Origin of the sequence: Ferdinandcohnia jepli, from assembly GCF_047246645.1 — a bacterium.
Taxonomy (GTDB): domain Bacteria; phylum Bacillota; class Bacilli; order Bacillales; family Bacillaceae_L; genus Ferdinandcohnia.
On the sequence record NZ_JBFOKR010000011.1, the window covers coordinates 145,713 to 158,569 of the forward strand.

Consider the following 12,857-nt stretch of genomic DNA (forward strand, 5'->3'; position numbering starts at 1 on the left):
TGATTTAAGTGGTACAGCTAAACACAATTAAAGGGGTTGTTTAGATTGATTCCTATTCCTTCAAGACTCGAGGGAGAAACCTTCCAATTATTTAAATTAGAAAAAGAACTAAAGCCATTAGGGTATGCAATTGGTGGCAACTGGGATTATGATCATGGATATTTTGATTATAAAATATCTGCTGAAGATGGTTATCAGTACTTACGAATTCCATTTGGTGCAGTTGATGGACAGTTAGATCAGGATGGTGCGGTTGTGCAGCTAGCTAGACCATTCCTCCTTTCACACCAATTCCAAGCTGGTACAGATGACGATGCTGTTATCGGAAACTTTTCAGCAGCAATTAATCAATTCCAAGAACCGGAAACGCCAGATGCAGAGTTCCCTTCTAAGTACGTGGAATTGGGAAAAGCACTTGTTGAAGAGCTTGAAACCAAATTATTAGATTAGATTAAATAAAGGATTCTCCAACCAGAGAATCCTTTTTCTAATGGTTAATTTTTAATAATTAACAAGTGATCATTTTTTCTAATTTCTAGTGCGAGAGGGGGATTTATGATAATATCATCAGCGCGTTTAATACCAATTAGGAGTTTTCCTTCCTTTAGAAGTGTTTCGTTACTCTTTTGAAAGGTCAATCCAATTAAGTCAAAGGTTGCTTCAAAAAACTGCAGCTTACATCCCTTTAAATCAACTAACATGGCAAGTAAAGCATCAGAAACACCATGTGAAAGAATACTGTTGACCATAACTAAACTAGAAACACGATTGGTTTGAATAATCTCATCGGCTCCACCACGCTTCGCATTATTTACCTGCTGTGTAGTAAGTATTTCAACAATACTATATATATCAGGATTTAATCCTTTAATAGCTAGTAGGGTAAGAATTGAAATCATGTCTGCTTGCACTTCATCTTTACTTTGGTCAGCGGTAATAAGGACCATATCTGCGTCCTTAATATTTGCTTGGTTTAGTGTTGCATCATGAGTGGGGTTTCCTTTAATAAAATGGAAATGGTTAGCTGGCATTGGATTTTTCTCAAGGGATTCATCTATAAGAATGATATCAATCACTTTGCCTGGTGTTTGGAGGAGAGAAATAGTTTCTCTCACCCTTTCGTTCCAACCGATAATTACGATATGTTTCCTACCTGTAAAAGCAGATGTTCCTTCGATATAAGCATTTTGTGTAACTAATGTCGATGTGGAGATTGCTGCAAAGTATCTTGTAACTATACCAACTCCAATAAAAATTAGTAAAACACCAACAACTCTACCGGCTGTTGACACAGGTACAAAATCTCCATAACCAACAGTTGCTGCAGTTACGATGGCCCACCAAATACCGTCGAATATGGTAGGAAATGATTCAGGCTCAATTATATGAATTAAAATACCGAAACCAATTATGACAATCAAAACAATTGAAATGATTTTTGCTAAGATGGATCGCTTAAAGAAACTAGTTACAACATTAGCAAACATGGCGAAACCTCCTTTCTAAAAGATGACAAAGCAAGAATTTAAAGTTGTTACTTTTCATCATCTTTTGGAAGAAAGGCAAATATCTCTTTAATGATGTTATTTATTCTTCTTGTGATTTCTTCCTCACCAAATGTTGATTTTGCTTTTTCAATCGCCTCAATCACTTCTTGTTCAAATTCAATTAGCGGCTTATCTTCTTCAGCTTCATTATAGAATTGAATAACTACATCAAGACCTTCATTTAGTTTATCAATTGAATCGCTTAATGATTTTTTCTCAGATTCATTTAGTTTCATGTTATTCTCCTATTTCTCATACTTCTTTCTTTTAGTGTGTACCAATAACCCTCTCTTTTTGCATAAAATTCCTTGGAATTAGAAAACTAATAATGGTTATACAGATAATAAATTAATGGAGTGATAAGAGTGGATATACGTCGTGCAAAACAAATTTTATCTTCATCTGCAGATATAACTGTGCACTATAATGGTGCTTCTGTTTGGATTGATAATTGCGATGAGCAGGGGACATGTACTGTTCATTTACGTGACAGACAGCATGAGAAAAACACGGTGCCAGTTGAAGAATTAGAAGAAGTTTAATTAAGGGTCGTAAGTGTATTAGGAAGGCCGTTTTATTTATTATCTTCTCGGGTGGTTATGTGGAGATGAAAAAATGATTTTACAAGGGTGATTGTAGCGCATGGTACGAGACTCCTCGAAAATGCTTTGCATTTTCTTCGTGCGTGGGAGAATTCAAAGGAGCTTCTCAAAGTCCTGCGGGAATAGCGTGACCAAGTGAGACCCAGCAGGAGCATAGCGACGTGTCTAGCTTCAGCGGCTAGAAACTCGAGAAATTTCAACTTCTCCGTCAGAGGCAAAAGACGCCTCTTTTGCAAGGTAAGAAAGTATAAAATACTTTCTTACCTTATAAGGGCAACTACGGTTCTGACTTCGCCTAAAGGCTCGGCAGTCACCGAGTTTTCTTTATCGGAGTCTCCGACGCACAGGATGTGCTAGTGCCGCCATCGCCACAGGACGTGGCGTTATTGGCGGCCAATTTCCTCGTTTCTGGTCGAGCCGCTTCGGCATTTCATTGAGGAGGCTCACGGTCCGCCCGCGGAAAGCGAGTACCAGGAGCGGAAATCACCAAACTTTGTACCTTACACCTTCTAAGAAAACAACGAAAATAACAATCTTTTAGAAATAAGCCATTAGGAATGTATAGAAACAGAAAAAAAGCTGCCAATAGAGAAAATGGAGCTTTTTTTAATCCCAAAAACCAGAAATATACTTTTCGAAAATATCCGAACTAAAGTAAAAGAACGATGCTAGGAAAAAAGTAATCACAAGACCAGTAATAATCCATCCAATGGTTTCCTTTTTCACAGTATCACCTCTCTCTAATACTATTCACTCTTTACTAGTCATTCATACAATTGGACATGTAAAAACCTCTAGAAATTACTTCTAGAGGCTCTACAATATATATAAATAATAGGGGTAACGGTTTAAAAGGGCCCCTAATTTAGAGAGAGTAATTAGGGGCAAAAGAGAGAAATGAAAACTTCATATATGTAGACGAGATAAATTTTAAAAGGTTTCACAACTTTATAAAAAAACTTTTTTGAACATGAAATTTATCTATAAAAATGAGAAAACAGGCATTGTTTATCGTTTTTATGCATACATTTAGGACAAGCAAATATGAGAGGGGAATGATTATGGCTTATCCAGGTTCAAAAGGTTGGTATGTGAAACAATTAAAAGAGCATGGTGTACATCAGCATCCAGTAGAAAGAAAGAAACTAGAAACCTATAAAACTGCGGCACTAAGAAAATTGTATTTTGATCTAGTAGCTGATAAAGAAACAAATAAATAGATTTCTAGGTAAGTAGCCAGTAAAAAGGCTACTTTTTTCATTTACTAGAATTCCCCAAAAAACACAGTTAAAAATTAAAATTTAGTCTCCTCATCTCCTTGTAAGTAAAGTTATAATATTATACAGGAGCTGTAGGAGGAATTTGAATAATGGAAACCGTTAATATAAATCTATCAGAGCGATTTGAAATAGCTTTCAATCGTATACATAAAGCACTTAGTAAAATGGTTAATCAAGGAGCTAGTGATATATTTGGCCATCTAGTTACTCAAGGAGCAAAAAAGCACGCAATAATTCGTACCTACAAGGATGAGCTTTATCAATTTGCGAAGCTTCGAAATGCCATAGTGCATGAAAAGCTTCGAGCTGATTTTTATATCGCTGAGCCACATGAAGATGTTGTTCGACAAATAGAGGAAATTGCTGACCATTTTGAGATGCCGATAACTGCTTTATCCATTTCAAACAGTCCGGTATTTTATTTTAATTATCATTCATCGATAAAAGATGTTGTTCTTGCAATGAATAAAAAGACTTATACAAAGTTTCCAATCTTTAAAAATGGAACATGTGTGGGTTTATTAACAGCGGGGGCTATTATAAAGTGGATGGCGGAGCACCTTGCAGAAAATATCATTGATCTTTCAGATATTAGAGTAAGTGAGGTTGTTCCATATGAGACAAAGCATCTTATTGATTTTTTACATAAAGACAGTGATATCTTCGATGTAGAAGCTTTATTTGAAAAGCGCCATGCTCATGGGAAAAAATTAGAGGCGGTTATCATAACCGAAAATGGAAAAACAGATGAAAAGCCATTAGGAATAATCACTTCATGGGATACGATTAAAATTGATTATATGGTTAACTAAATAAGAATACTAAAAAAGCTCGGCGAAATACCGAGCTTTGTCAAAAATGTAAATAGGAAAGAAGTTTATTCTTTCCTAAAACGAGTTAAATTTGATTTTCCTTCACATTATTCATAATGGAAACAATATTATTTACCCAGTGGTTATTTAGACCTGTTGCGTCGTTGGAAGCATTATTTGGTGCATACGCTGTTTGAATTTCACCGATTGTTTCTTTACCGTCTTCTACATAGTACTGTTTCAAGTAGATAGCTTTAAATTTAATGCTATCTTCGATTGAAAGAAACTTTTGCCACTTTGTTCCCCCTTGTACTAATTCTTCACAGCCAGGATTTAGATAATCTTCTCCGAAAACATCACCATAAATTTCTGGCATACATGTAATGCCACCAATATTATTCCATGGAGCTTGTGAAATATCAGAGTCTCCCCAACCTGTTTCTTGTGCAGCTAAAGCTGCCAGAAATACTGGATCAATCGATTGTTCTTCTCCTGATTCAACAAAAACGTTTCCTAATCCTTTCAGATTTCCTTTTAAATGCTTGTCCAATTCTTCAGCTGTAATTGGAGCAGTGGTGTTTTGCTCTACTTTATAGTTCTTAGATGCTTTTACAACTTTCTGTTTCGTTTGCTTCTTCTCATCTATATTATTTATCTCATCTTTTTTTGCTTCCTCTTGTTGTTGAATATTTTTAGCTTTAGCTTCAGCTTCAGCTTTAGCATCAGTATAGTGGTTAGATACAAAAATACTAATAATCAGTACAGTTACGAATCCACCAATAAAGAGAAGGGGGTGACGTTTTTTTGTTAGAGTTGAGAATTTCATTGTATCCTTCCTCCTTCATGAGTCCATTTTCCTATCTCGAAAGTTATCGTAACATATTAAAATGACATAAATATTACAGCGACATTATAAAAGGATGACCATTGGTTAGAAAATTCAGATAGTATCTATGTAAACCCAACATCAAAGTAATGATGGGTTTTTTACATTATTTAGCTAATAAATGTAAAATAAGCTTCAATTGTAGCAGTTATTCTTAGTTCACCCGGTTGTATTGGGGTAGCAGCCTCACTCATTGCAAACATCGTTGTTTGAAAAGGAATTGGGGGACGAGCTTGGCCTAACTCAATAATTTTATATGGTATTGATTGTAGAGTTACGCCCAAATCATTTGCTAATACAGCAGCTTTACCTTTTGCATTAGAAAGTGCATTTGTTAATGCTTTGTTTTGATAAGTAGAAGGGGTTGTAATAGAAAACTCTATGTTTGATACAGTATTTGCACCATTGCTTACTGCAGTATCTACTATCACCCCTACTTGGCTAATGTCTTTGGTTGTCACTTGTAACATATGGATTACACGATAACCGCGCAATACTTGTTTTGAATCTACATAATCATATACCATTTCAATCCGATAATCTGTTGTCTTTATTGATTCACTAGAAATTCCTAATTGAAGTAATGAATTGATGACTTGTGTCATTTGTTGATTATTTTCTTGTTGTGCTGTCGTAAGGTCTTTGTTTTCCGATATCACTCCAAGAGTTACGGTAGCCATGTCCGGAGTAACAGAAACGGTTCCTTCGCCTGTTACTTTTATAACATTGCTGTGATTGTTTGATTGAGAGTTGCCAACTGTATTTCTAGTCCAAGGTTGTGGATAAAACATTACAAACACCTCCTTTAAAATACCTACAAGATAATGTATTAAATATACGAATGGAAAGTGTATATCCATTTCCTACTATAAATCATTCAATAAAACAATTGTTTAACTAACGTTTGTTAGTTATAATTCGAATTAATGGAAGTAATAACTTTAGAATACGGAATCATCGATCGATGAAAATTTTAAAGGGAATCACATAAGAAAAGAAGAAGAACTATTCTAGAAGGGGATAGAAATATGATTTCAATGTTCTACCAAAGGTACAAGCTCTTTTTTTGGAACATACTTGTCCTAGCATTTTTATCAGGAGCTGTATCAAAGTTTTTACACGGATACATGTGGGAAGTTTATCTAAATGGTGGGCTTGGTGTTTTAGCTCTTATCGTATTAATAATAGAATGGAAGAAGGAAAAGAAGGGTAGGTAATAGGGGATATGATGAAAGTTGTTATCTTAGATGATTGGGAAGGATATTTTACTAATAGTCCAGAAATTAAACGATTACAGCAACATTTTGAAGTACACATTTTCCATGATGAACCATCATATGAACAACTAAAAAGTAGAGTAATTGACGCAGATATTATCATTCCAATAAGAGAACGAACATCGTTTACAAAGGATTTTTTAAAACAACTAAAAAAGATAAAACTTATTGCTCAGACAGGTGGTGGGATTGCTCATATAGACCTCGATGAAGCAAAACGACTGCAAATACCTATTGCGACAACACCAGGTGGATCATCAGCTGTTGTAGAGTTAATATTTGGTTTTATCCTAACTTTTTCAAGGAATTTACAGATTCTTAACCAGAATGTGAAAAAGGGTCACTGGCCACAGTCAATTGGGGTAGGTCTAGAAGGAAAAACAATTGGAATCATTGGACTAGGAAAAATCGGGTCTGGAGTAGCTAAAATAGCAAAAGCATTTAATATGAGAGTGATTGCATGGGGGCCACGACTTACGATGGAACGAGCAGCAAAACAAGATGTTACATACACATCCTTGGAACAATTATTAGCTGAATCACACTTTGTCGTAACCGCGGTAAGACTTGTTCCGGAAACCAAAAATCTTCTAACAAGCTACCACTTTAGTTTAATGAGAGAGGATGCCTTTTTTATTAATACCTCAAGAGGTGAAATAATTGATGAGAAGGCTTTATTGGATGTTTTAGTGAACAAAAAAATAGCTGGAGCGGGACTCGATGTATTTTCTCACGAACCAATTCATCCAACACATCCATTGCTTCAAATAGATAATGTAATACTTTCTCCACATATTGGCTGGAAGACAGATAATATGTTTAATCAATTTTTAAAAGTGTCCATAGATAATATCATTTCTTATATAATTGAACGAGAACCTAAAAGAATAATTAATCCTCAAGTATTACCTTAAAACAAGTGAGAACTCTCAAATAAATGGACGTGTAGTTTGTCTACACGTCCTCTTCAATTACTTCATTTTTCTTCTAACAATTGGTCCTACTATAACATGTAAGAAAATGTCACCCGTAAAATGAGAAATCATAGCAATTTCAATTCCATATTTCCAGTAAAGAAAACCAAATAAGACTCCAGGTATAGTATTAAGTAAAATTGTTCTAAAAATGACAAACGGAGTTTTACCAAATAAAGCTAATGCAGCAGGTAAGTGTCCAACACCAAAAAGCAAAGCAGCTAAAATAATCCCTATCCAATAAGAAATCGAATCCAAACCAAGTAATGATGACAAATATACAAACAAAGTCATTAAAAATAGTCTTGTTAAAACTTCCTCTGATATTCCTCCGTATAAGGAAGCTAATAAAGCTTGCCCTTTAGTAGGCTCTTCTGGGGAGTCTACTTTAGGCATTTTCTTACTAAAAGCCACATCTAGTCCAATTATGACCACAGCCACTAGAGCTCCTAGAATTGCGCTCAATAATATGATAGTTGGTACATGGTAAGGTATTGAAGTACCTGATAAAAAGCTATCAATAATCCACCAATTAAGGTCCACTTTAGGTGCTAAAAAAGTACCAATGAAAGAAGCAACTCCTAACAAAACTACACTTTGAAGAATACTAATCAGTTTTAATACAGAAGTAGGCGGTATTTTTTTTGTAGGGTTGTTCCTAGCGTCTTCTTCAATCCGTCCTTTAAGCATTTTAAATTGATATGGCATAACGGCAATTGCTCCAATTGAAGCAGCGATCCAAAATAGTAAAAAGATTGTCATTCATATGTCCCCCTTGATTTAACTCGTTTCTATTTATTATTTCGCACATAGTACGGTTGAAATAGGAAAAAAGTTCAAAAAAAGTTTAAAAATATTGACTGTACTAACAGTCGTTAGCTATAATCGCGATATGTTAACAGTAATTGGTTTGTATGTTCAGAGATAAATAGAATAATTGAATTATATCTACCATAAGGTGGGGGAAACTTGGAAATATTACCTTGTCAGGGTTGCAAGGGCTTATGTTGTGGTCCTGTTCCCGTCTCAAAAAAAGAACTAATCAAAATAAAGAAGAAAATAAAAAGGATGCCTAAGATTCAAAGAGAAAGACTTGAAAGACAGAGTCGTTTTTATGGAACCTGTATGTTTTATGATTTAGAAAACGATAAATGTGGTATTTATTCAGTCCGCCCAGAAATCTGTAAGAAATTTGGCTATTTTAAGGGGTTAGAATGCTTTCGAAAACCTGAAATTGCCCAAGAAAGCCTGCCTCGTATTCAAGAAGAAGTAGTTGGTATTTTATCAATTGATTTTACATGGAAGGAATTTAAATAAGATGAGGTATATAAAATGCTGAAAGAAATTGAAGAAATTTTTAACGACAAAATCGTCGAGCACTTTTCGAAATGCTATCAGTTTAAAAAAGAAAAACTACTTTATATTGGTGGTTTTGATAGTTTCGTATATGAATATAATGATGACTATAAGAGCTATATCCTAAAAATAACTCATAGTATACGTAGAAAACTAAGTGAAATGCTTTGTGAAATTGACTGGATTAAACATATTTCTTCTAATGGGGTTGCAATCTCTGAAGTAATAAAATCAAAACATGGTAATACGGTAGAGAAATTCGGTAATGAAAATTCTTATTTCTTAGCAGTGGTATATGAAAAGGCTCCAGGTGTAACTGCAAATCAAGATAATTGGAATAAAGAACTATTTGAAGAATGGGGAAGAGTTACGGGGAAAATTCATTTTCATACAAAAACGTATCAACCCAAAAACATTGAATGGAAAAGAAAAATGTGGTTCGAGGAAGATTACATAAATATAGAAAAGTATATCCCATCCAGGGAAACAGGGGTAATTAGTAGAGCTAAAGTGTTAATAAAAAAAATTAATGACATACCACGTACAAACGATAATTATGGGGTAATACATGGTGATTTACATTATTTGAATTTTAACTTGTCTAATAATAAAATTACCTTATTTGATTGTGACGATATTTCGTATAATTACTTTATAAATGATCTTGCAGTTATTTTATTCTATGCGTATTGGAAACCTCTGAATGAATTTGAGGATAGCGACAGGTTCATTGAAGAGTTTTTATCAGCTTTTCTAAAGGGGTATGAAAAAGAGAATACCTTTAAGTATGAATGGTTCAACACTATACATGACTTTCTGATGCTGCGGCATATCATACAATATATAGCGTTTATTCAATCTGTGAACATTAGTTGTATGTCAGATGCTGAAATGAATTATAAAAAAATTATGCAAAAAATAATAGAAGAGAACTTACCAATTATCGATTATGACTTTACCTCGTTTCGACTTATATGAAAGAAATAAAAAAGACAGACTCAAAATTGAGTCTGTCTTTTGAAAAGCATTAATTATGCTTTGTTTACGTTAGCAGCTTGGTCGCCACGGTTACCTTGAGTGATTTCAAAAGTAACTTTTTGGCCTTCTTCTAAAGTTTTGAAGCCTTCGCCTTGGATAGCTGAGAAGTGAACGAATACATCGTCTCCACCTTCGCGCTCGATGAAACCGAAACCTTTTTCTGCGTTAAACCATTTTACTGTACCTTCAAACATGTTTGTTGCCTCCTCGTGTGAATACCACACTTTTTTAATACTATTCTTGCTTATTAATTATATCCAGGCGAAAAAGCTTTCCCTACATACCGAACAAACAAAAATAATTCTCTTTTAGAATAACAGAAATTTAGTTTACAAGCAAATGGGAAAAATTATGTACTACTAGACATGACTTACTTAATGCTTTATGTATGTGGCTTTAAACAACTTCAGTAACAACGGATAAAATTTTTCGTCAAATTTTTTATTTTGTAATTCGAAAACTTCACCTTGTTAATTTCCACTATGATGTAAAAAACGTATCCAATTCGTGTCGTTTCGGTACAAACTATATAAAAATATATTATTATAACAATCGCTATTTGCATTATCTGTACAACTCTAGTATAATTGGAATTTGTATTTTTGATGTAAGAAACGTAAACATTTTCTATTTTTACCATATAAATGGGAGTATGTTTGTTTCGAGATAAAAAAATATAATGAAAGGTGTTTATTATGTATTTTGATAGTTTGCTAATGAGAGAGGATCTTAAGAAGAACCCATCAGAGGTCAAACAAGATTTGGAGGACCTTCAATTTCAGGTATTTCGCATGCAGGAAAACATGAAGGAAATTTCCAAGAAACATCAAATATTAGGAATTGACCAATCTAAAGAAGAAAAATGGGTTATTGTCTCTGCAAAAGATGATGGGAACCTTTGTCAGATCATGGTTCATGATTGTGAATCAGCTTACAAAGGAAATTGGGATTTTTCCCTCCAAGCTAAATATACTGAGGATAATGAAATCCACATCGGTGATATAAAGGGCCCTGCAAATAAAGGATATGGATCAATCTGTATTAATCATCTAAAAGAAATTGCACGTGAACAAAATATTCCTGTCATTACAGGTGATATTGCTAAAAGAGATTGGGGTCATGTGGACCGCTTAATACATTTTTATGAAAAACATGATTTTGATGTGGAAATCGATCCTGCCACAAAATCAGGAGAGATTGTCTGGGAAGACTGAATCTAAATAATTCTGTATTGACCTGTTACAATAGGTGTAGCAGGTCATTTTATTTTTTAAAAAATAATCAGCAGTGACATTAAAATAAGAGTTATACTTACCTAGAATGAAATTAACGTAAAAGATTAGGTGGAAAATATGAAGGTATTGATAAAAGGAATAGTACTAGCAGTTGCTGCATGTATACAAGGCTGTGCAATGGCAATTTTTTTATTTCCTCATTATATCCCCACAGGTGGGGCAGCAAGTGTATCTGTATTATTAAATTTTATTCTAAAAGTGCCTTTCGAATTAACGCTCTGGCTATTAAACGCAGGACTACTATTTGCCGCAATGAAATGGCTGGGAAAGGGTTCAGCCTTATGGACACTATACTGTGTTACAATTACATCTACTACAATCAAGATGCTAACTCCATTTTCTACGGAACCTTTTTCAAATGTTGTCTTAGACTTAATTATTGGCTCTTTGGTATTTGGAATTGGAATAGGTATCTTATTTAGAATGGGTGCGTCTTCTGGAGGAATGGATATTCTTGCGTTACTAATTTCGAAGGTAAAAGGTTACCCTCCTGGTAAAACACTTTTTGTTATAAATGGGTCAATCTTAGTAATAACTGGTATTGTGGTAGATTGGAAGATTATATTATTTGCAATAGCCGGACAGTACATTAGCACGTTTATGCTAGATTTCATTTGCAAAATAAAGATACAACACAAGCTAAGTGAGCAAAAAAATATAGTAGACCAAAACATATAGATTAAAAGCCTTGGGTTTATCCAAGGCTTTACTTAATTGTTATGCTCTTTTATCTTTGTCCATATACTCCTTAATCTTACGTTCTTCCCAGTCTGCGCCAAACCCACTATAAAACAACGTTGAAATCCCGTGAACTAGAACTCCAATACCCCAGCCGCCTAAAGGATATAAAAACCACCAATTTCCTGCATCCGAACTTAGATTAATAAAAAACAACATAATGTTAACTCCGATATAGACTAATAGATGAATATAAAATGCTTTTAAATTTTGCACTTTCTTTTTTGCTCGTAAATAATGCTCATCTCTTTCCATCTTAGGCAACCCCTTTGAGTAATATATAGAAATTATAACCTAAAAAGGTATATTTTGTAATAAAATAATCAGATGAGATATACGTTATAGCGAAAAGTTGGTAAGCGTGTATCGCAAGAGGCAAATGCGAAGCACACTTTAGAAATTGGTGGAGCGTGTACCGAAAGAGCCGGATGCGATACACACTTTTGCAAAAAGTAAAAGAAAGTGTGTCGCAAGAGACAGATCCAATACAGTCTTGAAAGAAAAAGTAAATGGGCGTTACCGCATGATTTTCCTATCTATACAATATATAAAGGAAACTGTATAATACAAAGTAAACCAATAAGATAGGTGTGAATAAAATGAGTGAAAAGGTTCGTTCGATTCCGAGGCCACTTGTTAAGTTGAACCAGTGGGTGATTGTAAGTAGTGTCGTACTAACATGGCTAACTAATTTTGAATATATATTGCTAATTCCTTTATTGTCAGGATTAATGGGGATTTTTTTCAGATATAATCCGATTATGCAGATAGGAAAAGTGTTCCTTAAAAAAGAACTCTCTAGCTATATTCCTGAGGATTGGGAGCAACAGCAATTTAATCAGAAAATCGCAGTCATTTGTTTAGGTGCTGGATTTGTAGGATTTTTGGCAGGCTGGGAGACAGTTGGTTATATCTTTACAATTCTAGTTGCTATTGCAGCTTTCATAGCAATTCTTGGTTTTTGTATTGGCTGCTTTATTCACTATCAATGGAAGCAATTTCAATATAAAAGAACGGTTCAGTAATAAGATAAGAGGAAGCTTCCTTATTGG

The 12,857-nt window shown here is 34.3% G+C and carries 18 protein-coding genes; 11 read left to right on the plus strand and 7 right to left on the minus strand.

Annotated features, from left to right (window positions below):
• The first annotated feature begins 45 nt into the window (after positions 1 to 45).
• Positions 46 to 450: a YugN-like family protein gene (locus AB3M96_RS13535; RefSeq protein WP_412968149.1), complete on the plus strand. Its 405-nt coding sequence runs from the start codon at positions 46 to 48 to the stop codon at positions 448 to 450.
• Positions 451 to 494: 44 nt separating this feature from the next.
• On the opposite strand, the gene AB3M96_RS13540 is transcribed toward AB3M96_RS13535, so the two are convergent.
• The gene (locus AB3M96_RS13540; protein ID WP_412968150.1) at positions 495 to 1,487 is read right to left on the minus strand and encodes a potassium channel family protein; all 993 of its coding nucleotides are present in this window, start codon (positions 1,485 to 1,487) and stop codon (positions 495 to 497) included.
• A gap of 47 nt (positions 1,488 to 1,534) precedes the next feature.
• Positions 1,535 to 1,783: an atypical membrane-integrating protein (Mistic protein) gene (locus AB3M96_RS13545; RefSeq protein ID WP_412968151.1), complete on the minus strand. Its 249-nt coding sequence runs from the start codon at positions 1,781 to 1,783 to the stop codon at positions 1,535 to 1,537.
• Positions 1,784 to 1,912: 129 nt separating this feature from the next.
• Here AB3M96_RS13545 and AB3M96_RS13550 point away from each other — a divergent pair, with 129 nt between their 5' ends.
• The 3 genes from AB3M96_RS13550 to AB3M96_RS13560 all read left to right on the plus strand — a co-directional run bounded on the left by AB3M96_RS13550 (position 1,913) and on the right by AB3M96_RS13560 (position 4,241).
• Positions 1,913 to 2,089: an H-type small acid-soluble spore protein gene (locus tag AB3M96_RS13550; RefSeq protein ID WP_412968152.1), complete on the plus strand. Its 177-nt coding sequence runs from the start codon at positions 1,913 to 1,915 to the stop codon at positions 2,087 to 2,089.
• 1,121 nt (positions 2,090 to 3,210) lie between these two features.
• Positions 3,211 to 3,369: a DUF2639 domain-containing protein gene (locus AB3M96_RS13555; RefSeq protein WP_412968153.1), complete on the plus strand. Its 159-nt coding sequence runs from the start codon at positions 3,211 to 3,213 to the stop codon at positions 3,367 to 3,369.
• 149 nt (positions 3,370 to 3,518) lie between these two features.
• The gene (locus AB3M96_RS13560; protein ID WP_412968154.1) at positions 3,519 to 4,241 is read left to right on the plus strand and encodes a CBS domain-containing protein; all 723 of its coding nucleotides are present in this window, start codon (positions 3,519 to 3,521) and stop codon (positions 4,239 to 4,241) included.
• Positions 4,242 to 4,326: 85 nt separating this feature from the next.
• Here the strand turns inward: AB3M96_RS13560 and AB3M96_RS13565 are convergent, their stop codons facing one another.
• Positions 4,327 to 5,067: a glucosaminidase domain-containing protein gene (locus tag AB3M96_RS13565; protein ID WP_412968155.1), complete on the minus strand. Its 741-nt coding sequence runs from the start codon at positions 5,065 to 5,067 to the stop codon at positions 4,327 to 4,329.
• Between the two features lie 170 nt (positions 5,068 to 5,237).
• Positions 5,238 to 5,918 (minus strand): SIMPL domain-containing protein, encoded by a 681-nt coding sequence (locus AB3M96_RS13570; protein ID WP_412968156.1) that lies wholly within the window; start codon positions 5,916 to 5,918, stop codon positions 5,238 to 5,240.
• 237 nt (positions 5,919 to 6,155) lie between these two features.
• On the opposite strand from AB3M96_RS13570, the gene AB3M96_RS13575 reads away from it, so the two are divergent.
• Positions 6,156 to 6,344: a hypothetical protein gene (locus AB3M96_RS13575; protein WP_412968157.1), complete on the plus strand. Its 189-nt coding sequence runs from the start codon at positions 6,156 to 6,158 to the stop codon at positions 6,342 to 6,344.
• Positions 6,345 to 6,352: 8 nt separating this feature from the next.
• Entirely contained in the window at positions 6,353 to 7,318 is a 966-nt protein-coding gene (locus tag AB3M96_RS13580) for a D-2-hydroxyacid dehydrogenase family protein (protein WP_412968158.1), read from the plus strand.
• 57 nt (positions 7,319 to 7,375) lie between these two features.
• Here the strand turns inward: AB3M96_RS13580 and AB3M96_RS13585 are convergent, their stop codons facing one another.
• Positions 7,376 to 8,140 carry a CPBP family intramembrane glutamic endopeptidase gene (locus AB3M96_RS13585; protein ID WP_412968159.1) on the minus strand — a complete coding sequence of 255 codons (765 nt, stop codon included), beginning with the start codon at positions 8,138 to 8,140 and terminating at the stop codon, positions 7,376 to 7,378.
• A gap of 207 nt (positions 8,141 to 8,347) precedes the next feature.
• Between AB3M96_RS13585 and AB3M96_RS13590 the strand changes: the two genes are divergently transcribed.
• Both AB3M96_RS13590 and AB3M96_RS13595 read left to right on the plus strand, forming a co-directional pair.
• Positions 8,348 to 8,695, plus strand: a complete 348-nt coding sequence (locus AB3M96_RS13590) for a YkgJ family cysteine cluster protein (RefSeq protein ID WP_412968160.1) — start codon at positions 8,348 to 8,350, stop codon at positions 8,693 to 8,695.
• A 15-nt stretch (positions 8,696 to 8,710) separates the two neighbouring features.
• The gene (locus AB3M96_RS13595; RefSeq protein WP_412968161.1) at positions 8,711 to 9,712 is read left to right on the plus strand and encodes a phosphotransferase enzyme family protein; all 1,002 of its coding nucleotides are present in this window, start codon (positions 8,711 to 8,713) and stop codon (positions 9,710 to 9,712) included.
• Between the two features lie 53 nt (positions 9,713 to 9,765).
• Here AB3M96_RS13595 and AB3M96_RS13600 read toward each other — a convergent pair whose 3' ends face one another.
• Positions 9,766 to 9,966, minus strand: a complete 201-nt coding sequence (locus tag AB3M96_RS13600) for a cold-shock protein (protein ID WP_412968162.1) — start codon at positions 9,964 to 9,966, stop codon at positions 9,766 to 9,768.
• A gap of 522 nt (positions 9,967 to 10,488) precedes the next feature.
• Between AB3M96_RS13600 and AB3M96_RS13605 the strand changes: the two genes are divergently transcribed.
• Together AB3M96_RS13605 and AB3M96_RS13610 are read left to right on the plus strand one after the other, a co-directional pair.
• Entirely contained in the window at positions 10,489 to 10,986 is a 498-nt protein-coding gene (locus tag AB3M96_RS13605) for a GNAT family protein (RefSeq protein ID WP_412968187.1), read from the plus strand.
• Between the two features lie 138 nt (positions 10,987 to 11,124).
• A complete protein-coding gene (locus AB3M96_RS13610; protein ID WP_412968163.1) occupies positions 11,125 to 11,745 on the plus strand; it encodes a YitT family protein in 621 nt (206 codons plus the stop codon).
• A 39-nt stretch (positions 11,746 to 11,784) separates the two neighbouring features.
• Here the strand turns inward: AB3M96_RS13610 and AB3M96_RS13615 are convergent, their stop codons facing one another.
• A complete protein-coding gene (locus tag AB3M96_RS13615; protein ID WP_412968164.1) occupies positions 11,785 to 12,060 on the minus strand; it encodes a 2TM domain-containing protein in 276 nt (91 codons plus the stop codon).
• A gap of 344 nt (positions 12,061 to 12,404) precedes the next feature.
• On the opposite strand from AB3M96_RS13615, the gene AB3M96_RS13620 reads away from it, so the two are divergent.
• Positions 12,405 to 12,830, plus strand: a complete 426-nt coding sequence (locus AB3M96_RS13620) for a DUF4395 domain-containing protein (RefSeq protein ID WP_412968165.1) — start codon at positions 12,405 to 12,407, stop codon at positions 12,828 to 12,830.
• Positions 12,831 to 12,857: the final 27 nt, after the last annotated feature.